This is a genomic window from Variovorax sp. Soil_C_33, assembly GCF_057656935.1.
In genome coordinates this window covers 141,452-167,002 of the sequence record NZ_JBDGJK010000005.1, presented here as the reverse complement: position 1 = coordinate 167,002, position 25,551 = coordinate 141,452, and the positions used below count along the sequence as shown (strand labels likewise).

The following is a 25,551-nucleotide window of genomic DNA, read 5'->3' as shown; positions in this document are numbered from 1 at the left end:
TGCAAATCAAGGTGGCTCGCCCCGATCGTCCCGGCTGACGCTAGATAAGCGGCGGAACGAAGCGAAGACGCTAGCTATAGTGAGGGTCCCAGGACAATAGGTCCAGTTGTCCGAAATTTATATATAAAGTTCGGACGCGCTGTGGTTCTTCTGGCTTGCTATTTGTCCGAAGTTTATATATAAATTTCGGACAAGGGATTCAAATGTCCGACACCGTAGATCGCATCACAGCCATGCTCGACGCCGCCGCGCCTGGCTATGTCTGGGTCCCCGCTGACTTCGCCGCGTTGGGAACGCGCGCCGCCATCGACAAGACGCTGCAACGCATGGTCGCACGTGGCGCGTTGCGCCGGATCGACCGCGGCTTGTACGACCGCCCTGCCCTCAACAGTCTCACCAAGCGTCCAGCCTCACCGGACTATCGTGCGGTCGTCGATGCGCTCGCGCGTCGCGACCAAGCCCGCATCCTCGTCGATGGGATGACGGCAGCCAACGACCTCGGCCTGACCGATGCGGTTCCGGCACGCGTCACGATCTACACAGACACGCAGCCCCGTTCGATCCACCTCGACAAGCTCACCATCGAGTTCAAGCCGACCGCGCCAAGCCGCCTCTATTGGGCAGGCAGACCCGCCATGCGGGTCGTCCAGGCCCTGCACTGGCTCAAGGACACGCTGCCCGGAGACGGCGACCGCATCAGAAAGACGCTGGCGCGCCTTCTAAGCGATCCCAAGCACGGTGAAAGCATCCGCAGTGATTTGAAGCAAGGCTTCAGCGTCCTGCCCGCATGGATGCAAAGCTTCCTGCGGACCATTCCGGACTTCGACCCGATGCCTCCTGCTGATTCACCTGATCCGACAAAGGCCGCCTCACGGCGAAAGCCCTCGCCCGCCAGCACCCCGGCGGTGCCGCGATGAACACGGCCTATGACGATGTGATCGCATCGAGCGATGCCGACAGAGGCGCGCTTTTCGTGGAAACCGCTGCGCGCCTCGGCACAGCGGTGCAGAACGTCGAGAAGGACTTCTGGGTGTGCTGGACGCTCGACGCCTTGTTCAACGGCCTTGAGGCCGGAAGCCCCCGTCTGCTCTTCAAGGGCGGGACATCGCTCTCGAAGGCCTTTGACCTCATCCCCCGCTTCTCCGAGGACATCGACATCACGGTGTTCCGGGAAGACATCGGGCAGGCCGTCGAGCCCGCCGAGCTTGACGCGCTCAGCGGCAAGCAGCAGCGCAAGAGGCTCGATGCAATCCGCGAGGCCTGTCAGGCATTCATCAACGGTTCGCTGACAAGCCAGCTTGCGAAGTGTGTCGATGCCGTTGGCAAGGGCCGCATGAAACTGGAGCGCGATCCGGACGATGCGGATGGACAGACCTTGTTGCTCTGGTATCCGGCGGCGACGACACGAACAGACGACTACATCCGATCCGCCGTAAAGATCGAAGCGGGAGCGAAGTCGGCCCTCGATCCGCATACGTCCGCTTCAGTGACGCCGTATATCGCGGCCGATCTTCCCGATCTAAATCTTCGCGTTGACAACGTCATCACCGTCGAGGCTGAGCGCACGTTCTGGGACAAGATCATCATCCTCCACGGCCTGCGGCAGTGGCATGACCGGCGTGGTGTCCTGCGCCATGGCGGCCAGCGGGTCTCGCGTCACTACTACGACGCCCACCAGCTCCTGCGCAACGAACGCGCAGCGCAGTGGCTCGGCAATCGTGCTCTCGCCGCGAACTGCGCGACACATGCGCGGCTCTTCTTCGGCAGTGCCGACCTCGGCCTGACGACCGCTGCACATGGCACATTCACGCTGACACCCACGCCCGCCATGCGCGACGCGCTGAGCGCCGACTATGTGGCCATGGCGGGAATGATCTTCGGCGACGTGCCGCCACTCGATGCCGTGCTTGCAAGCATCGAAGAGCTCGAGCGCCGGGTGAACAGGTGAGCTTTCCCCCTCTTGTCGCCGCCTGACTCGAGAGTCTCGTTCTCCTTAGATGTTGGCGGGTGGAACCCACGCCCCGCGACCCACGGGCGTGGCAGGCCGGGCGTTGGAGAATGGATTTGACATAACAAGGCTTGTCCTATAGCTGCCCATGCCCTTGCGCACACGATCGGGAGCTTCAAGCGTGTCGATCTGACCCCCGTCAGGCTGAAGTAGTCGGCGATGCGCTCGTCGTCTGAAGCCTGCGGCGCGCGCTCAGGCTGGCGCCGGCAGCTGCTCGCGCAGGAAACCGAGGAAGGTCCGCACCACCTCGGGCAGCGTGCGGCCGTGCAGGGTCTGCAGCTCGATCGCGCGGCCGCGCATGCCGCGCTCGCGGATCTCGGCGGCATGCAGCTCGCCGCGCCGCACCCGCTCCCGCACCGTGACCTCGCCCGAGATCGAAAGGCCGCCGCCGTACAGCACGAAGCTGGTGAGCGTCTCGAAATGGTTGCTCACCAGCACCGGCTCGAACACCATGCGGCGCTCGCTGCAGCCGATGTCGAAGAGTTGGCGCACCGTGTTGTCGGTCTCGGGCAGCGCGATCGGGTAGGCCCGCATCTGCGCCAGCGTCACGCTGCGCAGCCGCGCGAGCGGGTGGTCGGGCCGCATGATGGCCAGCACCGCGGCCGGCTGCCGGTGCTCGACGCGGATGCCCTGCTCGGCCGTGCGGCTGTAGGTCAGCCCGATGTCGGCGTCGCCGTGCAGCACGGCCGTGGTCACCTCCGTCGGCGCGGCCACCCGCAGGTGGAACTGGATGCCCGGGTAGCGCTCGCGGAAGGCCGCGATCACGCGCGGCAGGAACTCGATGGCGAAGCCCGCGGAGCTGGCCAGGCGCACACGCCCGCGGCGCAGCCCCTGCAGGCCTTGGATGTCCGACACCACCCGGTCTGCCTCCAGAGCCACGCGCCGCGCGTGCGCGGCCAGCAGCTCGCCGGCGGCGCTCGGCACCATGCCGCGCGGACGGCGGTCGAACAGCGGCACCCCGAGCACCGCCTCCAGCATCGCGACCTGGCGGCTGATGGCCGAGGCGCTCACGTTCAGGCGCACCGCCGCCTCGGTGAGGGAGCCGCAGCGCACCACCTCGAGGAAGTAGCGCAGCGAGGTCTCCTGCAGGCGGTGGGACAGCATCGGCACGGCGGCTCCGGTTTGCGTGAAACGCAAAGATAGCTGGAAAAAATCGCGATTGTGCTCAAGGGCGGCCTTGCCTATCCTGCGCCGTTGCCTCGCCCTCTTGCTGTCACACCCATGTCCCTGAAACCCGCCGCGCAGAACGACGCCGACATCGTGGCGCTCGACGCCACGGCCCTGTCCCGTGCCATCCACGCCCGCGCGCTGTCCTGCGCCGAGGTGCTGGACGCCTACCTCGCGCAGATCGACCGCCTCAACCCGGTGGTCAACGCCCTGGTCGCGCGGCAGGATCCCGAGGCGCTGCGCCTGCAGGCCGCCGAACGCGACGCGCAGCTCGCGCGCGGCGAGTCGCTGGGCCCGCTGCACGGCTTCCCGCAGGCGCCCAAGGACATCATGCCGGTGGCCGGCATGGTCACGACGCGCGGCTCGCCGATCTTCGAGGGGCAGGTCTCGGGCACCGACGCCGTGGTGTTCGAGCGCATGCGCCGCGGCGGCGCGATTTTCGTCGGCCGCAGCAACACGCCCGAGTTCGGCCTCGGCGGCCACACCTACAACCCGGTCTACGGCACCACCCGCAATGCCTTCGACCCGGCGCGCTCCGCCGGGGGCAGCAGCGGCGGCGCCGGCGTGGCCGTGGCGCTGCGCATGCTGCCGCTGGCCGACGGCTCGGACATGATGGGCTCGCTGCGCACGCCCGCCGCCTTCAACAACGTCTACGGCCTGCGCACCTCGGTCGGCTGCGTGCCGCACGGCCCGACCGACGAGCTCTTCTTCCAGCAGTTCAGCGTCGCCGGCCCGATGGCGCGCAACATCCCGGACCTGGCGCTGCTGCTGGCCGTGCAGGCCGGCTTCGACCCCCGCCTGCCGCTCACCCGCCGGCAGGACGACCCCACCGTGTTCACCCAGGCCCTGGAGCGCGATTTCAGCGGCACCCGCATCGGCTGGCTCGGCGACCTGGGCGGGCACCTGCCGACCGAGCCCGGCCTGCTGGACACCTGCGCGCACACGCTGCGCCATTTCCAGACCGTCGGCTGCACGGTCGAGCCGGTACGCCCGGACTTCGACCTCGAGGCCCTGTGGCGCGCCTGGATCGACCTGCGCAGCTTCAGCTTCACCGGCGCCAACGCGGCGCTCTACGAGGACCCGGCCAAGCGCGCCCTGCTCAAGCCCGAGGCGGTGTGGGAGATCGAGCGCGGCCTGCGGCTGTCGGGCCAGCAGGTCTACCATGCCGCCCGCACACGCTCGGCCTGGTACCAGGCGCTGCGCGGCCTGTTCGAGCGCTTCGATTTCCTGGTGATGCCCGCCGCCCAGGTCTTCCCCTTCGATGCCGGCCTGGACTGGCCGCATGCCATCGACGGGCGCGCGATGGACACCTACCACCGCTGGATGCAGACGGTGGTGCCCGCCACCATGGCCGGGCTGCCGGCCCTGGCCGCGCCCGCCGGCTTCGGTCCCGGCGGCCTGCCTGCGGGCATCCAGATCATCGGCCCGGCCCAGGCCGACTGGGCCGTGCTGCAGATCGGCCATGCCTACGACCAGGCCAGCGGCCATGCGCGTGCGGCCAGCCCGCTGCTGGGCTGAAGGCACCTCGTTTTTTCATCGACAGGAACTCGCCATGAGCCAAGAATCCTTGCGTCATTTCCTCCGTTGCCTTCTGGCGGCCTGCACGCTGGCCGCCGCCTCCACCGGCAGCTTCGCCCAGGCCGACTACCCGTCGCGGCCGGTCAAGCTGCTGATCCCCTTCGCGCCCGGCGGCGCCACCGATGTGCTGGGCCGCCTGCTGGCGACCGGGCTCGGCGCGAAGCTGGGCCAGCCGGTGGTGGTGGAGAACAAGCCCGGCGCCGGCACGGTGATCGCCGCCTCTCTCGTCGCCAAGGCGCCGCCGGACGGCTACACGCTGCTGCTGGGCGCCAGCACCACGCTCACCCTTAACCCGGCGATCCGCCCCTCCCTGCCCTACGACCCGCTGCGCAGCTTCACGCCGATCGGCATGGTGGCCGACATGGGGCTGATCCTGGTGGCCGGCCAGGCCACGTCGGGCAGCACCCTCAAGGACATCGTCGCGCAGGCCAAGGCCGACCCGGACAAGCTGTCCTACGGCTCCTTCGGCACCGGCTCCTCGGTGCACTTCGGCGGCGAGATGCTCAAGTCGGCGACCGGCATCCGCATGGTGCACGTGCCCTTCAACGGCAGCTCGCCCAGCCTCACCGCGCTGATGGGCGGCCAGGTGCAGGTGGCGGTCGACACCGTGGTGGCCACGGCGCCGCTGATCAAGGCCGGCAGGATCAAGCCGATCGCCGTGCTCTCGGCGCAGCGCCTGCCGTTGCTGCCGCAGGTGCCGACGGTGGCCGAGAGCGGCTATCCCGGCTTCGAGATGGGCACCTGGTTCGCCCTGCTCGGTCCGGCCGGCCTGCCGCCCGCGGTGCAGCAGAAGCTCGAGAAGGCCCTGGCCGAGGTCGCGAACACGCCGGAGATGAAGAAGAAGCTGGCCGAGCTGGGCCTGACCCACGCCTACGGCAACGGCGCGGCCCTGAAGGCGCGCATCGAGACGGAGCTGCCCCGGATGCGGGCCGCGGCCGCGCGCTCGGACATCAAGGCGGATTGATCGAACGCCGCCGAAAGCGAACTAAGCGCGGGCCCCATGAGCAGTCTCAAAATTCAGAGGGTGTCCATACCGAGGGGTGGGCGCGTTGGAACGCCGATCCCAAGCGGCGCCGGTGAAATCTGGTGGCGCATTGAAGGGAACACAATTTGGAATCACGGCGCCGTCCGAAACGGCCAAGAAATCACTCTCTAAGCGGCTGCGGGGGCGGCGCATGAGGGGCGCAAATCGCGGGCGGTGCGCGAGAAGAATGCAGCCCAACGCGGCTGTTAACCAAAGAAGACTTGTCATGCCAGATGCGCTTTTTGACGCAGGGACGGTGGCGGCCGATGCGCCGTGGTCCTGGGTGCTACGCAACACTGCTGTAGGCGACGGTGTAGCTACCGGGGAGACGCTGATCTACAGCGGCGCAGAGCCGCGAAGTTTTCGCCTGACCTACGACGAGGCAATGTTGCGGCAGGTGCCGTGTTCCCGGACGTTGTTGCTGTTCTCGTCCAGGACGGAAAGAAGGAAAAGGATGCCGAGAAAGTGACTCTCGTTCCACGCGGGACGGTTGTGCTCAATGGCAGACCCTCCGTGGTTTCCAATGAAATCAATCACTTAGCTCGAAATCTATTCCGCAGAAGCAGCTAGCGTTCGGAGGCGCCCGTCCCAGCCAGTTGGCTGGCGGCCAAGAGTCCGTCGGCGAGCTCTTTCGCCTTGCGATCGAGCTTGTCGAAAAAAATCTGCCGCTCCGCTTGGCTCGCGGTCAATCGACACGGCCTGCGAATTGCCCATGTCTGTGCACATCAGCGTGGGCAGAGATCTGGTCACCATCACCTGTCAGCTCGATGGTGATCATCATGCCTCGGTAGTCGAATTTCCTCTCATGGAGCGAGCTGTCCAGGCGCGGCTCCTGGAGGATCCATGAGCCGCAGCCTCCGGGTCGGAGCGCCATTTCATGAGGTCAGCTGCGGGTGGTAGCAGCTCAAACAAGTTTAGGTCGGCGGGGCCGGGTATACAAAACGTCGCTACCACGCCGGCACCTACACAGGTCAGGTCGGCGTCAATGCTTCCGCAGTCCGCTGTGAGCGAGGAAGAGTTGTCCTGCGAGCCTGCCAATTACGAACAGAAGCAATGCCCTGATGCCATTCACAGGGAGCAGGCGGGCCAAGTCGCCCAGGAGCTCAAAGACGACCTCGCATGCCACGAAAAGCAGGGCCCACCGCAGCAGATAAATCGGCAACCATCTCGCGAGCCAAGCGGTGTTCGCCCGTGCAATTTCTATGACCTGCGCCTGCGTTGCTCCGGCCTCAGCCTTCTGCAGACATGCGCTCGGCAGCCAGTAGCGGCGCCAAACGGAAGCCGGCGGCGAGTTTGAGGGCATTCCGAAATGGTAGTGACCCCGCTACTCCTGTGCAGCGCCAAATCTGGCTTCCCGCCAGCTTGCAAAGCCGCTGGCTGGCAGGCAGGCGCAAAGCTGACCTACAGGAGCGCTGCGAGCGAAATGTGCCAATCCCTTCGTGATCGACGAAAGGAGCGCGACATGGCAGACGACAAGACGAAGGTGGGCGGCCAGGACCGCAAGCGGATCAACGTGAACGAAGAGTACAAGGTAAGGGATTGGGCGGCGGTGCTCGGCGTCACGCCAGACGAACTGCGCCAGGCAGTGGCGGCCGTCGGTGACCAGGTCGAGAACGTGCGCCAGTACCTGAAGTTGTGAGGCGGTCATGCCTACCAAACACCGCGACGCCAGTTCCGACGCTGCCGACGAGAAGCTGATCCAGTCGCTTCGCGCGCTCGGCGGCCCGAAGCCTGCGAGACGGGCGCCTCGGAACACCACTCCAAACGCTAGGCCTACCGGGAGAGCCTCGCGAACACGCACAAGCGCGACATGAGCTCGATCACTCCCCTGAGCAGGAGATCAAGGTGAAAGAGATCCGCCTAAACTGGTCCGACGACATTGCAAGGGACGACGAGCAGCTCACCGTCAAAGGGGTGCCGGTGCATCCTGGCGGTAGGCTGTGGTACCCCGATACGCCCGAAAGCCGTCGAACGCTTGAGCAGATGATGGCTGCCGGCAATGAGACCTATGGCGAGGGCACTCACTGGGTTGAGGATCGCGAGACCTCGCGCCCCAACGAGACATGAGCTCGCTGAATTGCGTCCATTGCCTCGGGTCTGGCTGGGTCTGCGAGAACCACACGGACCGACCATCGGTGATCACCGAGGGCGGTTGCAACTGCGGGGGCGCGGCAGCACCGTGCACCTGCAATCCAGGCGCGGAGTTCCACGGCTGGACTGAGGTTTTTGCCTCAACCGATCCAGTGTCTGCTCAATCGTGGATTCACTAAATCATGTTCTGACCATGACATTGCTCCCGTTGCATTCGATCGGGAGCGGCGCAATACTGGATTGCAGAAGTGCGACTTTTGACTCCCGATGAACATTTCACCCGCGCGCGAGCAAACCGATCCGCCGGCCGCTCCACCCGATTGGACCATCGAGGTGGGGTCTGAGCCCGTGGGCGGAAGCATTTACTTTTTTGCCGACGTGATGCGGTCCGGGAGAGTGATGTTCCGCGTCGGAGTTGGCGGCGTAGCTGAAGAGGTCAGGGCGAGAAAGCTGCTTGCCACCAAGGCGCGCGCCTGGATCGAAGACTTCCTGATTCGAGAACAACAATCAGGCGCTTCTTCGCAAGGCGACTGAGCTGCTCAGCCAAGGTCGTCGTCGTCGAGTAGGTCCAACGTTGGCTCGGCCATGAGGGATTGAAGCGCCTCGCACCCGGCGTCCCAAGCGCTCTGGTAAGTCGTGAAGCTGAGGTCCGATCGCGCGAATGGCTCAAAGCCTGGCAGGTCATCGAAGGATTCGAACAGCACCCATTGGAATGCTCCAGATCGGAGCAGCTCAACTGTCAGAGCAAGAAAGCGAGCGCGGCGCATAGAAGTTAATGCTGGGCGCGTGCATTGCCCCTTCCGTCGGCCGGCGCCGTCGCTTGACGAAGGAAAGATCGCCGACCCCGGTGGCTTAGTGGACTCAGGATCTTGGCGGCGAAATGCTCAGGTCCCCGTCCGGCAGCTCCACTGACCATCCTGCACAGCAGGCTTCGATGGCGGCCGCCCTGGCATCGTCCAGGACCGCGGCGGCCGCGTGCTGCTCGGGCGTCGGTTCGAGCTCGTCGGCGAACCCGCCAACATCCCAGCCCTCGCGCGCGTGATGCGCCGCCGCCGCGGCCCAGGGGGAGACGTCGGCCGCCTTGAACACTGCGCGCGCGGCGGCCAGACCGCGCTCCAGCTGCCCGTGGTTTGCGCGTTCCACGTGCAGGATCATCGTCATGGGTGGCCTTTAGAAGAGCGAAGCGTCTGCCGGCGGCAGAGTCTTCGACTGAGCGCGCTCCGGCTTGGGCTTCGGCGCCCGAGGCGGATCGGGCGGCGCCGGGGCGGCCTCGAAGATCTCAGCCGGTGCCAGCTTGAGGAGCAGCTGCGCCTGCTCGACCGTGCTCTCCAGCCACTGATCGAAGTCTGCTGCCTCGATCGGGACCACGCTGCGCTTGTCCTGCAGCGCGAGCGGCAGCTTCTCCTTCGTCTTCGGTCCAGCTCGGGCTTGTGCATGCGACCCATGAGCGGGTGCGCGTCCGCGTTAAGCGTCAACATCGTGTAGCTCTCGAACTCGTCGCCGGTGGCCTTGTCGACCCAGACGTTCCAGAGCCGGCCAGGCCCCAGGGCGCTCCGTCCGCGCGCCAGAAGCGCCACCACTCGCACCTTGAAAACGGATGCTCGAACGGCCCCCCAATACGGCTCGTCGAAGCTCATGGCCGGAATGATGCAGCGCTGGCCGCGCTTCCAGGGGTCCTTGTAGCTGGCCTTCTCCGCCAGTTCCTCACTGCGGGCGTTGTTCGTCGGGACTTGAGCTTGGGCTCCTTGGCGAACCAGGGGATCAGTCCCCACTGCCCGATCACCAACTCGCGCTCGTAGTCCGCGGCGTCGCGCGGCGGCGGATGAAGGGGCCGGGCGCGCGCGGAAAGATTTCCCGCTGCCAAGGTGGCGGGTTGCGCGCCCCGACGTGCCAGAAGCGCTCGATTCAGCGGCCTCCGGGGACAGGTACTTGTTGCACGTGGCCGAATGTAGCAATCAGAACGGCAGAGGCGTCACCGGGCCTAGCCAGGCCACCGCGGCATCGCCCGGCGCCATGGCCCGCAGCCGCTCGTCGCGCCAGAGCTCGGCGGCCACCTCTTCGAGCTCCAGCGGGTCGACGGTCCGCCAGCGCTGCTGAAGCCGGTGCGCGCAAGCGGCAATCCAGAGGTCAGAAGGCGTCTCGTCCATGGTTGGAAGCATAGCAAAAGACTGTATGCTTATCCAGTATTCTGTACCGCTAACCGCCGCCGCCGTTTGAGTGCGCTGCTCAAGCCAGGTCACCCCCTTTACATGTGGGGGTGGACGGATATTTGGTGTTCGACGAGAAGCTGGCCCAGCTCTTCGATCTGGAGACCGACCAAGAAATGATGCGGATCGAGCCTGTTCGCAGGGCGAAGATCACGCAGCGAGTGTGCCGTTGTGCCCGGAGGCACCTGCCGGGTCCCCGAGAGGATTGAACGCTTCGGCGTCAATGCCGAGGAAGGGCCCTTCGTGCCATCGACCCATCGCGCTCGCCCAGCGCGCGTGCCCTTGCACTCAACCACCGGTCGGCGCTTGCCTTGCCGTCGCGCGCCACTCGCATCTGATATTCCGGCTCAAGCCGCCGGGCGGCGGCATGGCGGGCAGCCTGCACGTCGGCAGCGCCGGGAGCGGTCGACGCGTTGGGGGCGGCCGCCTGCTTCTGTCGGCGCATCCTGTTGTCGTGGTCCATCTTTCGGCTCCATCGCTGGGACTCGAGGTGATTCGTCAGGTAATCCACCTGGGCCGAGGCCGGCACCGACGCCAGCACGCCAGCACGCCAGCGAGCACACAGGCCAGCGACGACCAAACGGTGAAATTTCGATTCATCGTCAACTCCCTTCCATCGTTTTCGCGTCGAGATGGCTAGGATTGCTCGTTCGTTGAGCACTGCAATGAAAGCCAATCAGAATGCGGCTCCAGCGAGATGTTCGGTCAGTTGTCCACAGAGTCATGCACCGGCCAAGGGGAAAACAGGGCCTTGACTTTCGTATTTTGGTGCAGTGCACAAAGCCCCTCCTTCATTAGTAGCAGCACGCTTTGGTGCGTCGGGTCAATGCACTGCAGCAAGCCATGTTGGTGCGGCGCCGACCATCTTTTCCACAGCACGATGCGAGCGACGACTCATTGGCCGTGGGTCGTCTGGACGAGAAAGCGCGCGAGGTCCACGAAGACCGAGCACGCCTACAAGGCCGCTCTTCTCTCGAACTCCCTACGCGGTTTGCTGCATCCAGCTGAGCATCCGGGCCCGAAGCTCGTCGGGCATTGCGTCCAACACTTCCCTGAGCAGCCGCTCGTATGAGCCCGGGCTTGGCGCCACGGGGACATCCTTCCCGAAACGCTCCAGCACCCGTATTCCAGGCAGAGGGTCCAACGGCTGCGCCGTCGCGGCCAGATGAACTATTGGAAGGACGCGCAGCGTCTGGACCACCAGATGTCGCAGGAGCGGCTTCCTCGCTATCCACGCCATCACCTCTCTCCATTCAGCATCGGCGTCCAGGTGGGCATGCTCTTGCGCTAGCCCTGTGTCGAACAAAAGACTCGCTTGGCAACCAGCCTTGTCGACAAGGCGCAGCCGTTCGTTACCTGCGACTTTTCCCGCTCCAAGGTCCTCCATCAGCGACATGGCGAGCGCCATACGAGAGGCTTCAGAAAGCCTGCCCATCTCTTCGACGACGCGGGGCGTCCATGCCTTTTGTTTGACACCAAACAGCTTGGAAAGAATTCCCATCGCGTGGTCCGTCGCACAAGCAAGAGTGCTCTCCTGCGACACATTGGCGGCCCGCGTCCGGACTCACCGCGAGAGTCGCACGCGGGACGCGTGCCAGTGGCCAGATTGGTGGCGAGCAACTGTGCTGGTGCGATCGATAGGATGGGTATCCGTCATCCTTAGAGGATTTCCCGCGCAGGCTGAACGCTTTCGGCCCGCCCGCCTTCAGTGTCAGCAAGGCATCTGCGCAGTTTCCGAACCAGATTCGCGATCTGCGTATGGGTGCCCCGGTCTGAGATGCAGGCGCGGGGTCCATGCTCACGGGGCGGGTACGAACGCGGGCTTGCCTTTCTCGACGATGTAGGTGGCGAGTTCCGACGCCTTGCCGGAGCCGACATTTCTTGCCGTGTGAACTGCGCCGTTGGGAATGAACAAGCCGTCTCCTGTCTTGAGAATCACGGGCGGCTTGCCATCGATCTGATACTCGATCGTGCCTTCGAGAACATATGCCACTTCCACGCCGGGATGCGAGTGCCTCGGTGCCACCACCCCGGGACCGAAGTCCACCCGAACCTGGACGACCTCGCGTCCGGGGATGTCGAGATCGTGCTTCAGGACGTCGGTCCGTCCAAGCCCAGTGGGCTGCGCGAGTGCGAGCTGTGCGGCCAAGCCGCCTCCGACGAGCAGCATCGCTGCGACCATGGTTCGAATCGTGTTCATTGAGTTTCCTTTTCGTGATGTTGGAAGAATGTCCTCTAACTGCCGCCCTGGGCGGAAGCGCGAACTTCGTTGACGGTCTGCCTGGGATCCTGAAGGTGCGGGTAGTGCCCGATGTTGGCGAGTACCGTGATCTGCAGCTTGGCCTTCTGCGCGAGCTCGAGGCCCATTTCCTTCTTGATGTAGAAGTCCTTCTCCCCCCACACGATCCTGACGGGGGTCCGAAGCCTGCCAAGGTTGGCTTCGAAGTACTCCTGGTCGCGGGTGAAGTGGGCGTAGTAGTGATAGAAGGCGTCGGCAGTGGTGAGGCTGCCGTGGTTCCAGCCGCGGAGCATGTCGTCCTTCAACTCCTGCGGAAGCTCGAACTGTTCGTTCTTGGCCAAACCCCGTCTGAACGCGTTCTCCAGGATCTCGTCCCGGTTCTTGTTCAACGCGACGCGCACCGCGTCCGAGGAGGGCTTCGTCTTCAGCGCCTGCAGGTTGTCCACCATGTACTGCGGCCTGTTCAGCGGCGCGAAGTCGCCCACGATGATGGCCTTGGCGATGCCCGGCTCCTCGAGCGCGAGCAGAAGCGCAGGCAGGGCTCCGATGTCGGTGGCGTAGATGGTCAGTGTGGATGGGTCGATGTTCGCCTTCCTGATGTAGGCCTTCAGAACGCGCGCGTAGTCGCTGGGCGCGTAGGAGAACTTGTCCGCCGGCGGCCTTGTCGAGAGTCCGAAGCCCGGCCAGTCGAAAGCATGCACTTCGTAGTCGTCGGCGAGCGCGGGCGCGATGTTCTTCCAGGCGTACAGGGTTTCGGGAAAGCCGTGCAGGAAAAGAACGCTGCCCTTGGGCTTGGTGCTTCGAACGACCAGCCTTCTGAGTTGAATCCCCGAATCGATCTCGAGGAAGCCAACCTCTTCCCGCAGGCTTCGATGGCCGAGGTGCGTGCATGACGCCAACACGGCGACTGCGAGCAGGAGGGCGACCATGAAGAGCCTTTGAACGGTCAGCTGGGCCATCGGGACAATCCTTTCTTGATGAACACGGGCTCGGGCACCAACGGAGCTGGAGCCGGCGGCTTGGCGCTCACCACAGGGCGGGCCATGGGGTCGATTAAAGGAGGCGCTTGTATCGGCGGTGTGTCGAGCAACGGCCGATTTGCATTCCGCTGTATTCGCGCACCGCTCTGACACACTGGCATACAAATCGGCCCGCACGCGCACGCGCACGCGCATGCGCATGCGAGGGTGTCACTTCCCGTATTCGGCGAGGTAGCCGCCCAGGTGCCGCTCCGCATCGCTCGGACGCTGCAGGCCCTTGTCGATCAAGGCCTTCAGCCTGGCCTGTGCGGCGGGCCGCTGTACCGAGGCAATGAATGCCTCCCAGCTTGCCTGCAGCTCCGCGTCGGTCGGTAGGCTCGCGGCGTTGACCAGCTTCTTGGTGTCGATCACGGCCTGGCGGTCGAAGGACGCGATGCGCATCGCCAGCTCGTCCACGAACGAATCGAGCTTCGCGTCGGGCAGCGACCGGTTCACATACCCGTATCGTTCGGCGATGTCGCCGTTGATGTCGTCCGCGCCGACCATGATCTCCATCGTTCGGCCGCGCCCAACCAGCCGTGTCAGGTGGGCCATGGGAGCGCCGCCGGCGACAAATCCGGCGCCCACCTCGAACTGGGAAAGCACTGCCTTCTCACGGCTGGCGTAGCGCATGTCGCACGCCAGAATGATTTCGCTGCCGATGCCGGTCGCCCTTCCTCGCACCGATGCGATCGTGACGACGGGCATTCGGCTCAGGCGGGCGATGATGTCCGGGACAGCAGGCATACCGGTCGGTCCGGGACTCAGCCCCGTGGTATCGGTGAGGGGCGAGAGCAGGTCGTAGTGCGCGGAGAAGTAGCCGGGCACTGCGCTGTCGAAGACCACCACCTGGACCTGCGGGTCGGCCTCGATCTGATCGAGGACAGCGGCGAGTTCCTTGACCACACTGGAACCGATGATGTTGAGTGGAGGATTGTCCAGCGTGACCCGCCAATAGGCCGCGGTGCGCTTCGTGATGCGCACTTTGGCGGCCCAGTCCACCTGCGCGCTGGTCGGCGCCGCAGATCTCGGACTTGACGTGCTTGCCTTGGGCACGGCGGGCGCTTGAGCATGCGCGATGCCACATGTGACAAGTGCGAGGGCGAGGGCCAGCGCATAGCTCGATCTGGCGATACCAGCCAAGGCCATCTCGCCTGCGTCGGCGAACATCGTGCGGGATTGATCCATGGTGTTTTGCTATCCGTTGCCGAGGGCGTTCGCGCCAGCCCAAGTCTGCGGTTGTCAAGACAAGGAGCGCGTGCGACCATGGGCGTCCCCAACGCGGAGGTGTGCCGTGAAGATCACCCGTATCGAGCTCCACCTGATCCGCGTACCTTTCGACATGGGCGCCGCTCCAACGGCTTTCGCGGGCATGAGTTGGACGTCTGTCGACAGCCTATTCGTGCGTGTGTGCAGCGATGCCGGTCTCGATGGTTGGGGTGAGGGCTGGGGCCACCCTGCGTGTCCGACGACCTGCACCGCGTTGACTACGCTGGTCGGGCCTGCGCTCATCGGTCGCAACCCGACCGAACGTGCGGCTCTCATGTCCGAGTTGTTCCGCCTCTTCCACATCCACGGCCGCAGCGGCGCGGTAGTTCATGCGCTCTCGGCCATCGACATTGCGTTGTGGGACCTTGCGGGCAAGATTGCCTCGGCGCCGATCTGCACACTCTTGGGCGGACAGCCGCGAGAATTGACGGCTTATGCGAGCTTGCTGCGCTATGCCGAGCCCGCACTAGTGGCTGCGGCGGCGGAGAGGGCCCTGTCGCAAGGCTTCCTGCACCTCAAACTCCATGAGGTGCGCATGGACACCATCCGTGCCGCTCGAACGGCGTGTGGCCCCGACGTCTGGCTTGCGCTCGACACCAATTGTCCATGGACGGTGTCGGAGTCGATCGCCCGCGCTCGGGAGCTCGAGCCGCTGCGCCTAGCCTGGTTGGAAGAACCGGTGTGGCCGCCCGAGGATCATGCCGGTCTTGCGCGGGTACGTGCCAGCACCTGCATGCCCATCGCGGCCGGAGAAAACGTGGCGAGCATCCATGACCTCCATGCCATGCTGCAGGCTGGTGCCATCGACATCTGCCAGCCCAGCGTGATCAAGTTCGGCGGGATCTCCGCCGTGGTCGAGGCGGCAACGCTGGCCAAGGCCCACAGCGTCGACTATGTGCCGCACTGTTTCTATTTCGGCCCGGGCTACGTCGCATCGCTGCACCTGGCTGCAGCCTTGGCACCAACGACCGCGTTCGAGCTGTTCTTCGGAGACCTTGAAGCGAGCCCGTATCACGATGCCGTTCGGGCAAAGCAGGGCAAGATCACCGTGCCGAACGGTCCGGGCCTGGGTCTCGAACCCGACATGGATGTGGTGAACCGATACAGGTTGGGCGCACCCGTCGTTATATGCGGCTGACCACCGGCCCTTAGGAGGAAAACGTGTGCCATGGCATGTCCGCAACAAGACGTCATCGATGACCGTTTGGGTCGGCCGCGGGATGTGAGAGCCGGTCAGACTGCCTCGCTACCCTTGGCCCGACGCAACGGTCCAGCGTGTTCTTTTCATCATCAAGAACGACTACCCGGCGCGCGGCGAGTATGTCGGTGCTGTGTGATCCACGTCTTTGGCGTAGATGAACCGACGTGATCAAGTTCGCTAGGCGCGTCGCGTGAATACCATGCGCCTCTGAAGACATCGTGGCCGAGCAAGTTCACGTCGAGCGCTCGCCGCCTAAGCGCCACTTGCATAGTGCTGCTGGCTTCTCGGCGCGCCGTCCAACAGATCCTGAACCGCGCGGGCGGAAGCTCTGACTGTGAGCATGGGCTGCGTATCTGTAAGGAACTCGGCAGCGCACCTACTGATCCGACAAGCAAGATCGCGGCGGCCGTGCGAACCTTCAAGGACATCGAGGCACCATGAGACTTCGCGCCATCACCTTCGATACCGGAGGAACCGTGCTCGATTGGCACAGCGGTGTCGTGCGAGCGCTCCACCGGGTCGCTCGCCAACAAGATTCGCCAGTCGATTGGCATGCCATTGCCAACGACTGGCGCAGACGCACCATGGCCACAATCGTCGGGCTCAACCGGCCGACCTTCAACATGGACGATGTGCATCGCCGGACCCTCGACGAGTCATTGAGTCACTTCGACCTGCAGGCACTGACACCGGCGCAGCGACACGACATCTGGCGTGCCTGGCACGAACTGGACGCCTGGCCCGACTTCCCCGCTGCCATGGCGACATTGCGTCAGGTCCTGCCCGTCGTGGCGTTCACGATGTTGCCCACGTCGTTGGTGATCGATGTTTCTCGCAGGAACGCCCTGACCTGGGATGCGGTGATCTCGTGCGAAATGATCGGCGTCTACAAGCCGCGCGCCGAGGCGTATGAAACGGCGGCGCGATGGCTGGCCCTCCCGCCTTCCGAGATCCTCATGGTGGCGTGCCACAACTTCGACCTCAACGCCGCCCGCGCGGCGGGCTATCGAACCGCATTCGTGAGGCGACCCGACGAATGGGGACCCGAAGGACCGCCGGACCCGCATCCGAACATGGACTACGACTTTGTGGAGGATGGGTTCGAAGGTTTGTCTGGCAGCGTGTTGCGCGCGCTCGGCGAGCCGGAAATTGGCCGATAAATTGGCCAGGCGGGGGAAAACATGACACTCGTCCGCATCACTGTCGCTGTCGCGTGTGCGCTATGCGCCTTCGCCGCCTTTGCATTCACGGAGTGCCAGCAAACAGTGGGGATCGACCTTCCGCTCAAGGCTTGATCTGGCAGCATGCTATCAACAGACCTGGTTCGGCTACAACGACCCTGCCTGGCGCGCCAGACGGCATGGAGCGGATGCCTGCCCGTCTGTCGAGGGCTTGACCAAAGCCCTGGCTGGTCTGGGCGCGGCGGCCACGTCACCATAGGCTTGCGGTCGATGCTTCTGCGCGGTCAAACGGCCCCGACATACTCACTGCGGGCCGGGTAGTTCTTCGCGAGCGCGAAGTCGAGCCGGGCGCGAAGCGCCGGGCCGAAGGTGAAGAACGCGCGATGACGTCGTTTTTCTCGCCTGCTTGAGGGGCGAATGCAAGACGCTTGGGAAACTCGGTCCAATCGAGCAAGCGATTCGAAGTCCAGCCTCGTGCGAACCGATCTTTCGCCATAACCAATGATCGAGCGGAAGAGTATTGAGAAGGCAACTGCAAAAGCAATGCTCACGGGGCGAGGAGGCGGGCCACCTCTTCATTACTGATCGGCGTCAAAGCGAGCCCGAAGTCTTCGTGCAGTTGCAGGACGAGCGATTGCGCCCGCATTGCGTTCGCCGCCACGCCAGCGTGGCCGTCCTTGAGCACGGCATTGTTGGGCTCGTCACCTGCTGAATTGGTGACGCGCAAGTCGGGGGCGATGGTGACAGTCTTGTAGGTGGGCTCTCCATTGGGGCCTCGTTCGCCCCATCGCTGCACGAACCAGGCTTCGACGTCGAGGAAGGCGATCCGTGGCGGATCGGCGAGAGTGATCTTGCGCAGTTCGGCATTGGCGCCGGCCAGGGCTTTCTTGATATTGGCCATGGCGAAGCTGCTGCGGTACTTGTCGAAATTGTCCGGGTCGTCGGCTCCAGTGCGCAATCCCACAAGCAGGATGCGCGTCGATGGGTGCGAGGCGTGGATCAGCGAGATGGCGGCGCTGATCTGATGTGTGCAGTAGTCGATCGTGCGGCGCAGCTCAGGCGCCGAGGGATCGCGCGATTGGAGGTCAAGCCAGGCGTTCCAGTCGTTGGCTCCGATGCTGATCACCACCACGCCGCGGCGCCAGCGCTCGGCTTCCTGGTTCATGAGCGCCACCAGGCGCGGCGCCTGCCGGAAGCGCTGGCCAAACCGCTCGCCCATCAAATTCTTGCAAGCGGCCCCCGAGTTGGCGAAGTTGTAGAGGTAGTCCTCTTTTTGAGGCGCACGAGAGGCCGGCAGGCCGATCGACTCGCGCGCCAAGGCAACCCAGCCGGGCTGTCCCCACAGTACCCAGGGACCGATGTCAATCTCGTGGCCGCGCAATCGCGCCAGCACCTCGGTCCACTGGAACGTGCGCGAGCGCAATGCGCCGCCGCGCTCGCGAGTGCCGGGCGGAAAAGCCGTGCGATCCTGGTAGGAATGGCTGTTGGAGTCGCCGAGCACAGCCAGCGGAATGGTGTTCGCCAACGCAGACGGCACGGCCGCGACGGGCGGCACGCCGTCGCTCCAAGCTGCCACCACGCCGACGGCCAGCACGGCCAGCACCACTACCGCACGCGCCAACATCGCTTCGAGATTCGGACTGGCCGCCATGAAGACAATCGTTGAGCGGAAGCCGAGAGCGACGATGGTTGGAAGCCCGGCGCGCATTCGATGAGGCCGATCAAGAAGGCAGCGGCTTGGATCGCTTGAACATTCGTGCGCTGTCCACGAAGTACAAGCCAGTGAAACTTGGAAATGAGCGGTCGGGATAACCACGCAGGTCCATGGAGCGGTCCTGTACGGCCCATCTGTCCCAGAGCGTGTATCCAAGCGCCTTGATGTCCTGAATGAACCGAGCGCGGTTGTAGACATGCACTGGAGTGAAGGCACCCTCACCAATTTTTTGCATGGTGACAAAGTCCTCTCCGTTGTAGAGGGGGAGCTGGCTCAACAGGATGTGTTGCGGCCGACGTGTGCACTTCTTGAGAAGCTGATCGGGCCGTGCGTCTTCAAAGTAGTGAATGGCGTCCACGGAGATCCAGACGTCCTCGCAGGGAGTTCCTATGGATTCATCGAGGCTCTCGCTCAAGCTCAGGGCTGAAGCGGCGTTTCGCGCCGCCAGGTGCTTGCCTGTCAGAACCGTTGACGGCACCTCGACCGCTCGCCATGTCGGAGCATCTGGCATACGGAAGTACCGGCAATTGGCATAGTAGTGAAGGCCGACAGAGCCGCCGATATCCAGAACGCTGCTCGCTCCGTCGCGCAGTGCGCGGTCAAGCCACCACATGAACGAATAGTCATAAGGGAACGCCTTCTTCGATCGCACGTCCACGTACTCGCTCAAAGCAGAGTCATCTAGATCCGGGCTGTTGGGCAGCCAAGCGCGCGCAGCCTTGAAGCTGTCGAACACCCCGAAGTGGGCACCGTCTCCATCTCGGGACAAGAACTGTCGGCGTCGCCATTGCAGTTGCGCAGGTCGTACCCGGGGCTCGTCAGGAAAGGGACGGACGACGTCAACTGGGCTGAAGGAAGGCATTGTTTGGCTCCTCGATTGCTTTCGTTGCTAACGCTGAGCGCAGCTGAATTGCTCCCTCAGCCAGAAGCTGGCACCGCGCGCCGAAGACGATGGCTGCGCCTTGAGACATGCCGGTCTCGAATTTCAGGGTGTTCCACGATCACTGGACCGAACGACACGCGCCGAGCTGCGGGCCTGCTCGGGGGCGCTGCGGTGCCACGCCGCGGGAGTGAGCCCACGGACGCGATGCGTCGGTCAACGTGAAAACGGCTTACCTGCGCGTGCGCAGGTGCGCAGCAGCGTTCTCAGGTAGTGCGTTTGGGAGGTCTTCTAGGGCCGGCGAGGTCCGGCCATGGTGCGTCGAGTTCATCGACCACGATGGGACGCACTGCCTTTCCAGGAGGAAAGAAGATCGGAGCGACAAACCAAACGGCGGCAGTGTTGAGGAAGCCATCGATGACGACGTGCTGTACCGACTCTTCCGAGCCATCCAGCGTGACAGACCCATCATGGTGATGGTGATGCGCCAAGCCCTGCCAATGGAGCAGCGCGTGTTCCACCTCTTTCGGTTCACCAAAAGTGCCGGTTCGGCCACCGATCACGATGACCTGCCAGAGGGCAGACGCCATGAGGAGCAGAAGGACAAGCCGGAGGCGCATCTTTCATCCGTCGTGTGTTGTATGACCGGGCGCGTTTTGAAGTGTGCGATTCTACCGGAATGTAATACCAAAGAGCTACTTGCTGCGCGAAGTTTTACGCTAGCTCGCTGCCCAACGGACGCCTTCCCGGCCCAGAGAATCGACTGGCCCCGAATGCCCAACCCCCACCTACACGACCCCGGATGACTCGCCACACTTCAGGCTATGCAGCGGTGAGTTCTCAGAGCGGAGGCATCAGTTAGCCACCGCCAGTTCAGGATCTCCGGAATGTCCTCGCCGCGGGAAGTGATCCAGGCGCCGCGGTGCGCCATCGGACGGTCGCGCAGGTGCTGCTTCACATGGCCCGCGGCATTCCGACTCCGTGGCACGTGGTCGATCGGCCGCCAGGTGAAGGCGGTCCAGCCGGCTCAGCACCGTCATGTCGAACGGGATAGTTGTCGTACCCTCTTCGCGGTAGCCGTGCGCGTGGAAATTGTCGTGGTTGTTGCGCTGTAGGTGAGTCGGTGAATCAGCCACGGGTACCTGTGGGAGGCGAAGATCACCGGCTTGTCTTCCGTGAAGACGGAGTCGAACTCCGAGTCCGCCCAGCCCGTGCGGGTGCGCAGACGCGGACTGGAGCGCCATGAGGTTGGCCACATTGACCACGCGGATCTTCAAATCGGGCGGCTGCTGGGCATCTTCCCCAACGATGCCACGATCACGTTGTTTGAGCAGAACGACGATTGGTCGCTCACCGGCGCTCCATGCAGCTTGGGGGCTTGCAGACCCTGAGTGATCTGCAGCTCCCGGCCGGGCGCTGTGCCGGGAACGGTGCGTGAGTTTTGGCAGTAGGCCTACAAATTCTAGCCAGGCAGCTCGACCCCGCAAGGAGCAGACCGTTGCGCTACGGGTCTGCGGGTCTGGCGTATTTGGGCGGCCGAGGCGACGCAAGAAACCGACGCTCAAGAGACTCAAGGCATCGACTCAAGCCATCGCGCCTGCGCCCATCCGGCCGGGGTCCTCAAACCGGCGGGAAGTCGCTATCCCTTCTCAGGCCCGGGCTAAGCCGCCCCCTGCTATTGCGACTCATCGCGACGCAGGAACGCGTGATCGATTCGTGAGACTTCATTGATGGCCGTGTGAATTGCAGTGGCCAGACTGGAGCCCAGGAACGGTGAGACGGTGCAAGACGCACCGGGCCGTTCCGGTCCTTCTTTCACTTCGACGTCACAAGGAGTTTCACATGAACGCGCACCATCAACGCATCCACGGCGCCATCGCCAGCCTGTTCGCCTTGGGCTTGGCCGCCGCCAGCACCAGCGCGCTGGCGCAGAAGGTCCAGACCGAGAAATGCGCCGGCATCGTCAAGGCCGGCCAGAACGACTGCGGCACCAGCAAAGGCTCGTGCGCTGGCACCTCCACGGCGGACCGCGACCCGGAGGCCTGGATCTATGTCGCCAAGGGCACATGCGCGCGCATCGTCGGCGGCATGGTGACCAACAAGCCCGAGAACGTGCACGGCGGCGCCGCCGCGGCGAAGAAGGGCTGAGGAGCCGATCGTGAACACCACGGCTTCTATGCCCGTCGCCCATCCGAGTCGCGCCGGCCTGGCCCGGCGCCTGGCCGAGCAGGTGGGCGCCGCGCACCGCGGCCTGCGGGCGCTCGCGCCGCTGGCCGACCTCGCGGTGCGGCTGTTCGTCGCCGCCGTCTTCTTCAAGTCGGGGCTGACCAAGATCGCGACCTGGAGCTCGACGCTGGCGCTGTTCGAGAACGAGTACGCGGTGCCGCTGCTGCCGCCGGAGATCGCGGCCTGGCTCGGCACCGGCGTCGAGCTCGCCTTTCCGGTGCTGCTCGCGATCGGCCTGGGCGCGCGCTTCTCGGCGCTGGTGCTGTTCGTCTTCAACATCGTCGCCGTGATTTCCTATCCGGATCTCGGTGCGGTGGGGCTGCGCGATCACCAGACCTGGGGTCTGCTGCTGCTGGTGAGTCTGCTGCACGGGCCGGGGCGGCTCTCGCTCGACCATCTGATCGGCCGGCACTTCCGGCATCACCCTGGCCGTCGCTGAAGCGGGAGCGCACCATGTCCGAACACAGGAACATCGTGATCGTCGGCGGCGGCTTCGCCGGCACGACCCTGGCGCGCGCGCTGGCACCGCGCCTGCCGCAGGGCTGGCGCGTGGTGCTGGTCAGCGAGGAGAGCTACACCACCTTCAACCCGATGCTGGCCGAGGTCGTGGGCGCCTCGGTGTTCCCCGAGCACGTGGTGGCGCCGATCCGCCAGATGCTGCGGCGCGGCGAGACCAGCCGCTTCGTCATGGGCCGCGTGACCGGCATCGACGCCGAGCGCCGCCGCGTGCAGGCGCAGACGCTGGCGGGACCGATGGCGATCGCCTACGAGCACCTGGTGCTCGCTTTCGGCACGCGCGCCGACCTGGGCCTGGTGCCCGGGCTGGAGCAGCACGCGCTGCCGCTCAAGCTGGTCGGCGACGCCCTGTTCATCCGTAATCGGGTACTGCAGCGCATCGCGCGGATAGAGCTCGAGCGCGACCCGGCTGAGCGCCGGCGGCTCGGCCATTTCGTGGTGATCGGCGGCGGCTTCTCCGGCGTCGAGGTTGCGGGCGCGCTGGCCGACTTCCTGCGCAGCGCCGCGCGCTACTACCCGCAGGTGCAGCCCGAGGAACTGCAGGTCAGCGTGATCGAGAGCGGCGAGCGCCTGCTGGCCGAGCTGCCCGACTCGCTGGGCCATGCGGCCGCGCGCTCGATGCGCGGGCGCGGCATCGCGGTGCGGCTGAACGCGCTGGCGGCCGAGGTCGACGCCGACGGGGTCCGGCTCGCGAGCGGAGAAAGGCTCGATGCCGCCACCGTGATCTGCACCATCGGCACCCGGCCCAACCCGCTGCTCGATGCCCTGCGTCTGCCGCGCCTGCGCGGGCGCGTCCAGACCGAGCCAGACATGTCGGTCTGCGGCTGGCCGCAGCTCTGGGCCCTGGGCGATTGCGCGCTGGTTCACAACCAGGCGACGCGGCAGTTCGCGCCGCCGACCGCGCAGTTCGCCGTGGCCCAGGCGCGTGCACTGGCGCGCAACCTGTTGGCGCGCCTCGAGGCCCGACCGACGCAGGCCTTCGGCCATGTGTCCAGGGGCATGATGGCCACCACTGGCCATCTCAAGGGCGTGGCGAGTGTCTTCGGCCTGCGCCTGCAAGGGCTCCCGGCCTGGCTGCTGTGGCGCGCCTACTACCTGTCGCGCATGCCCACCGCCGGGCGCAAGCTGCGCATCTGGATCGAGTGGACGTGGAGCATGCTGTTCGCGGCCGATATCACCCATCTGCGCTTCACGCGCACCGGCGAGGCCGACGCGGAGCGCCCTGCTGCCACCGCCGAAGCGCTTTCCCGCATCCAACCCCAACCCTGAGGAGAGCATCATGCTCAAGCAGAAATCCGCCATCGTCACCGGATCCACCAGCGGCATCGGCCTGGGCCTCGCTCGCGCCCTCGCTGGCCGCGGCGCCGACATCATGCTCAACGGCTTCGGCAATCCGGTGGAAGTCGAGTTCACGCGCGGCGAGATGCAGCGCCAGTTCGGCGTCAAGGTGCGCTACAGCAGCGCCGACATGAGCCGGCCCGAGCAGGTGCGCGCCATGATCGCGGCGGCCGAGGCCGAGTTCGGCAAGGTCGACATCGTGGTCAACAACGCCGGTATCCAGCACGTGGCGCCGATCGAGGATTTCGCCGACGACAAGTGGGACGCGGTGATGGCCATCAATCTGTCCTCGGCCTTCCACGTCATCAAGGCCGTCACGCCGGGCATGAAGGCGCGCCGCTTCGGCCGCATCATCAACGTCGCCTCGGCACACGGGCTCACCGCCTCGCCCTTCAAGTCGGCCTACGTCGCGGCCAAGCACGGGCTGATCGGGCTGTCGAAGACCGTGGCGGTGGAGCTGGCCGAGTTCGGCATCACCTCCAACACCATCTGCCCCGGCTATGTGAAGACGCCGCTGGTGGAGAAGCAGATCGCCGATCAGGCCAAGGCGCATGGCATCTCGCCCGAGCAGGTGGTGCGCGACGTGATGCTCTCGCACCAGGCGCGCAAGTCCTTCATCGAGGTGGAGGAGCTCGCCGCGCTGGCCGTGTTCCTGGCTTCCGACGCCGCGGCCTCGATGACCGGCACCGCGCTGGCCATGGATGGCGGCTGGACGCTGCACTGAGCACCGGAGACCGCGCATGGCGAATTCAAGCAAGCCGCGCGCCGCGCCCGGCGGCGCCAACAACGGCAAGAGCGCGCTTCCCGGCCAGACCGTGCTGGTGCTCCAGGGCGGCGGCGCGCTCGGCGCCTACCAGATCGGCGTCTACGAGGCGATGCACGAGTCAGGCATCGAGCCCGACTGGGTGATCGGGACCTCCATCGGCGCCATCAACGCAGCCCTCATCGCCGGCAACGAGGCGCAGCACCGGATGGATCGCCTGAACGCCTTCTGGGCGCAGATGCAGGCCTCCACGCCCACCGCATACATCCCGGACTGGATGGGCTGGGGCAACTTGGTGTCGAACATGGCAACGGTGATGCGCGGCATCCCGGACTTCTTCACGCCCAACCTGCATGCGCTGCGCGGCTCGGCCGCGCCGCTGGGCGTGGAGGCGGCCTCCTACTACAGCACCGCGCCGCTGCGCGCCACGCTGGAGTCGCTGGTGGACTTCGAGTACCTGTGCCAGTGCCACACGCGCATGACCGTGGGCGCGGTGAACGCCTGCAGCGGCGAGATGCGCTACTTCGACACGCGCCGCGAGCCGCTCGGCGTCGACCACGTGATGGCTTCGGGTGCGCTGCCGCCGGCCTTTCCGGCGGTGCGCATCGATGACCAGCCCTACTGGGACGGCGGCGTCTATTCCAACACGCCGATCGAGGCGGTGCTCGACGACAAGCCGCGCCGCGACTCGGTGATCTTCGCGGTCAACGTGTGGCACCAGACCGCCCCGGAGCCCGAATCGATCCGGGAGGTGATGGCGCGCCACAAGGACATCCAGTTCGCCAGTCGCGCCGACAGCCACATCGCGCGCCAGAAGCAGATCCACCGCCTGCGCCACGTGATCCGCGAACTGCACAAGCAGATCCCGGCGGCGAAGCGCAACGCCCCGGAGGTGGCGGAGCTGGCCTCGTGGGGCTGCGGGACCACGATGCACGTGGTGCACCTGCTGGCGCCGCGCGTCGATGGCGAGGACCACACCAAGGACATCGATTTCACGCCCGCCGGCATCCGCACGCGGCGGCAGGCCGGCTACGCCGACACGATGCGCATGTTCCACCGCGCCCCCTGGCATCAGGAGCCGTCCGACCCCATCGAAGGCGTGATCGAGCACCGCTGACACGAAAGGAGGA

27 protein-coding genes and 2 pseudogenes are annotated in these 25,551 nt (G+C 65.2%); 15 read left to right on the top strand and 14 right to left on the bottom strand.

Annotated elements, in window-relative coordinates; translation table 11 throughout:
* The first annotated feature begins 203 nt into the window (after positions 1-203).
* Both AC3A6B_RS10165 and AC3A6B_RS10160 read left to right on the top strand, forming a co-directional pair.
* The gene (locus AC3A6B_RS10165; protein ID WP_487836589.1) at positions 204-917 is read left to right on the top strand and encodes a DUF6088 family protein; all 714 of its coding nucleotides are present in this window, start codon (positions 204-206) and stop codon (positions 915-917) included.
* Complete coding sequence (locus tag AC3A6B_RS10160; protein ID WP_487836588.1) at positions 914-1,948, top strand: nucleotidyl transferase AbiEii/AbiGii toxin family protein; 1,035 nt, start codon at positions 914-916, stop codon at positions 1,946-1,948. Before AC3A6B_RS10165 ends, AC3A6B_RS10160 begins: the two co-directional genes overlap by 4 nt.
* Positions 1,949-2,200: 252 nt before the next feature.
* Here the strand turns inward: AC3A6B_RS10160 and AC3A6B_RS10155 are convergent, their stop codons facing one another.
* Positions 2,201-3,112 (bottom strand): LysR family transcriptional regulator, encoded by a 912-nt coding sequence (locus AC3A6B_RS10155; protein ID WP_487836587.1) that lies wholly within the window; start codon positions 3,110-3,112, stop codon positions 2,201-2,203.
* A gap of 117 nt (positions 3,113-3,229) precedes the next feature.
* On the opposite strand from AC3A6B_RS10155, the gene AC3A6B_RS10150 reads away from it, so the two are divergent.
* The 6 genes from AC3A6B_RS10150 (at position 3,230) to AC3A6B_RS10125 (ending at position 8,402) form a co-directional block, all read left to right on the top strand.
* Complete coding sequence (locus AC3A6B_RS10150) at positions 3,230-4,693, top strand: amidase (protein WP_487836586.1); 1,464 nt, start codon at positions 3,230-3,232, stop codon at positions 4,691-4,693.
* Positions 4,694-4,727: 34 nt separating this feature from the next.
* The gene (locus tag AC3A6B_RS10145; protein WP_487836585.1) at positions 4,728-5,717 is read left to right on the top strand and encodes a Bug family tripartite tricarboxylate transporter substrate binding protein; all 990 of its coding nucleotides are present in this window, start codon (positions 4,728-4,730) and stop codon (positions 5,715-5,717) included.
* A 286-nt stretch (positions 5,718-6,003) separates the two neighbouring features.
* Positions 6,004-6,246, top strand: a complete 243-nt coding sequence (locus AC3A6B_RS10140; RefSeq protein WP_487836584.1) for a hypothetical protein — start codon at positions 6,004-6,006, stop codon at positions 6,244-6,246.
* A 993-nt stretch (positions 6,247-7,239) separates the two neighbouring features.
* Positions 7,240-7,416, top strand: coding sequence for a DUF3606 domain-containing protein (locus AC3A6B_RS10135; protein WP_487836583.1), 177 nt, complete (start codon positions 7,240-7,242; stop codon positions 7,414-7,416).
* Between the two features lie 206 nt (positions 7,417-7,622).
* Positions 7,623-7,844 carry a hypothetical protein gene (locus AC3A6B_RS10130; RefSeq protein ID WP_487836582.1) on the top strand — a complete coding sequence of 74 codons (222 nt, stop codon included), beginning with the start codon at positions 7,623-7,625 and terminating at the stop codon, positions 7,842-7,844.
* A gap of 291 nt (positions 7,845-8,135) precedes the next feature.
* Complete coding sequence (locus tag AC3A6B_RS10125) at positions 8,136-8,402, top strand: hypothetical protein (protein ID WP_487836581.1); 267 nt, start codon at positions 8,136-8,138, stop codon at positions 8,400-8,402.
* A 327-nt stretch (positions 8,403-8,729) separates the two neighbouring features.
* On the opposite strand, the gene AC3A6B_RS10120 is transcribed toward AC3A6B_RS10125, so the two are convergent.
* The 9 genes and pseudogenes from AC3A6B_RS10120 to AC3A6B_RS10080 form a co-directional block, all read right to left on the bottom strand.
* Positions 8,730-9,029, bottom strand: coding sequence for a hypothetical protein (locus AC3A6B_RS10120; RefSeq protein ID WP_487836580.1), 300 nt, complete (start codon positions 9,027-9,029; stop codon positions 8,730-8,732).
* Between the two features lie 9 nt (positions 9,030-9,038).
* Positions 9,039-9,236, bottom strand: a complete 198-nt coding sequence (locus AC3A6B_RS10115) for a hypothetical protein (RefSeq protein WP_487836712.1) — start codon at positions 9,234-9,236, stop codon at positions 9,039-9,041.
* Between the two features lie 119 nt (positions 9,237-9,355).
* Positions 9,356-9,640: pseudogene (locus AC3A6B_RS10110) on the bottom strand (SOS response-associated peptidase family protein); the annotation flags it as partial.
* 183 nt (positions 9,641-9,823) lie between these two features.
* Positions 9,824-10,015 (bottom strand): hypothetical protein, encoded by a 192-nt coding sequence (locus AC3A6B_RS10105; protein ID WP_487836579.1) that lies wholly within the window; start codon positions 10,013-10,015, stop codon positions 9,824-9,826.
* Positions 10,016-10,295: 280 nt separating this feature from the next.
* Positions 10,296-10,751: a hypothetical protein gene (locus AC3A6B_RS10100; RefSeq protein WP_487836578.1), complete on the bottom strand. Its 456-nt coding sequence runs from the start codon at positions 10,749-10,751 to the stop codon at positions 10,296-10,298.
* A gap of 306 nt (positions 10,752-11,057) precedes the next feature.
* Entirely contained in the window at positions 11,058-11,576 is a 519-nt protein-coding gene (locus tag AC3A6B_RS10095; RefSeq protein ID WP_487836577.1) for a hypothetical protein, read from the bottom strand.
* A gap of 297 nt (positions 11,577-11,873) precedes the next feature.
* Positions 11,874-12,275, bottom strand: a complete 402-nt coding sequence (locus tag AC3A6B_RS10090; RefSeq protein ID WP_487836576.1) for a cupin domain-containing protein — start codon at positions 12,273-12,275, stop codon at positions 11,874-11,876.
* A gap of 35 nt (positions 12,276-12,310) precedes the next feature.
* Positions 12,311-13,495 carry an alpha/beta fold hydrolase gene (locus tag AC3A6B_RS10085; protein ID WP_487836575.1) on the bottom strand — a complete coding sequence of 395 codons (1,185 nt, stop codon included), beginning with the start codon at positions 13,493-13,495 and terminating at the stop codon, positions 12,311-12,313.
* 9 nt (positions 13,496-13,504) lie between these two features.
* Positions 13,505-14,521 carry an enoyl-CoA hydratase/isomerase family protein gene (locus AC3A6B_RS10080; protein WP_487836574.1) on the bottom strand — a complete coding sequence of 339 codons (1,017 nt, stop codon included), beginning with the start codon at positions 14,519-14,521 and terminating at the stop codon, positions 13,505-13,507.
* Positions 14,522-14,627: 106 nt separating this feature from the next.
* On the opposite strand from AC3A6B_RS10080, the gene AC3A6B_RS10075 reads away from it, so the two are divergent.
* Positions 14,628-15,740, top strand: a complete 1,113-nt coding sequence (locus tag AC3A6B_RS10075) for a mandelate racemase/muconate lactonizing enzyme family protein (RefSeq protein WP_487836573.1) — start codon at positions 14,628-14,630, stop codon at positions 15,738-15,740.
* A 500-nt stretch (positions 15,741-16,240) separates the two neighbouring features.
* Positions 16,241-16,963: a haloacid dehalogenase type II gene (locus tag AC3A6B_RS10070; RefSeq protein WP_487836572.1), complete on the top strand. Its 723-nt coding sequence runs from the start codon at positions 16,241-16,243 to the stop codon at positions 16,961-16,963.
* Positions 16,964-17,531: 568 nt separating this feature from the next.
* Here AC3A6B_RS10070 and AC3A6B_RS10065 read toward each other — a convergent pair.
* The 4 genes and pseudogenes from AC3A6B_RS10065 to AC3A6B_RS10050 all read right to left on the bottom strand — a co-directional run bounded on the left by AC3A6B_RS10065 (position 17,532) and on the right by AC3A6B_RS10050 (position 20,836).
* Positions 17,532-18,692, bottom strand: a complete 1,161-nt coding sequence (locus tag AC3A6B_RS10065; protein ID WP_487836571.1) for an SGNH/GDSL hydrolase family protein — start codon at positions 18,690-18,692, stop codon at positions 17,532-17,534.
* Between the two features lie 13 nt (positions 18,693-18,705).
* Positions 18,706-19,560: a methyltransferase, TIGR04325 family gene (locus AC3A6B_RS10060; protein WP_487836570.1), complete on the bottom strand. Its 855-nt coding sequence runs from the start codon at positions 19,558-19,560 to the stop codon at positions 18,706-18,708.
* A gap of 284 nt (positions 19,561-19,844) precedes the next feature.
* Positions 19,845-20,168, bottom strand: a complete 324-nt coding sequence (locus tag AC3A6B_RS10055) for a hypothetical protein (protein ID WP_487836569.1) — start codon at positions 20,166-20,168, stop codon at positions 19,845-19,847.
* Between the two features lie 264 nt (positions 20,169-20,432).
* A pseudogene (locus AC3A6B_RS10050) lies at positions 20,433-20,836 on the bottom strand (phosphoketolase family protein).
* A gap of 584 nt (positions 20,837-21,420) precedes the next feature.
* Here AC3A6B_RS10050 and AC3A6B_RS10045 point away from each other — a divergent pair.
* Genes AC3A6B_RS10045 through AC3A6B_RS10025 form a run of 5 tightly spaced genes read left to right on the top strand, consistent with a single transcriptional unit; the run spans position 21,421 to position 25,538 of the window.
* Positions 21,421-21,726, top strand: a complete 306-nt coding sequence (locus AC3A6B_RS10045) for a BufA1 family periplasmic bufferin-type metallophore (RefSeq protein ID WP_487836568.1) — start codon at positions 21,421-21,423, stop codon at positions 21,724-21,726.
* A gap of 10 nt (positions 21,727-21,736) precedes the next feature.
* Positions 21,737-22,243 (top strand): DoxX family protein, encoded by a 507-nt coding sequence (locus tag AC3A6B_RS10040; RefSeq protein ID WP_487836567.1) that lies wholly within the window; start codon positions 21,737-21,739, stop codon positions 22,241-22,243.
* A gap of 14 nt (positions 22,244-22,257) precedes the next feature.
* Positions 22,258-23,589: an NAD(P)/FAD-dependent oxidoreductase gene (locus tag AC3A6B_RS10035; RefSeq protein WP_487836566.1), complete on the top strand. Its 1,332-nt coding sequence runs from the start codon at positions 22,258-22,260 to the stop codon at positions 23,587-23,589.
* 10 nt (positions 23,590-23,599) lie between these two features.
* A complete protein-coding gene (locus AC3A6B_RS10030) occupies positions 23,600-24,382 on the top strand; it encodes a 3-hydroxybutyrate dehydrogenase (protein WP_487836565.1) in 783 nt (260 codons plus the stop codon).
* 16 nt (positions 24,383-24,398) lie between these two features.
* The gene (locus tag AC3A6B_RS10025) at positions 24,399-25,538 is read left to right on the top strand and encodes a patatin-like phospholipase family protein (protein WP_487836564.1); all 1,140 of its coding nucleotides are present in this window, start codon (positions 24,399-24,401) and stop codon (positions 25,536-25,538) included.
* Positions 25,539-25,551 lie beyond the last annotated feature (13 nt).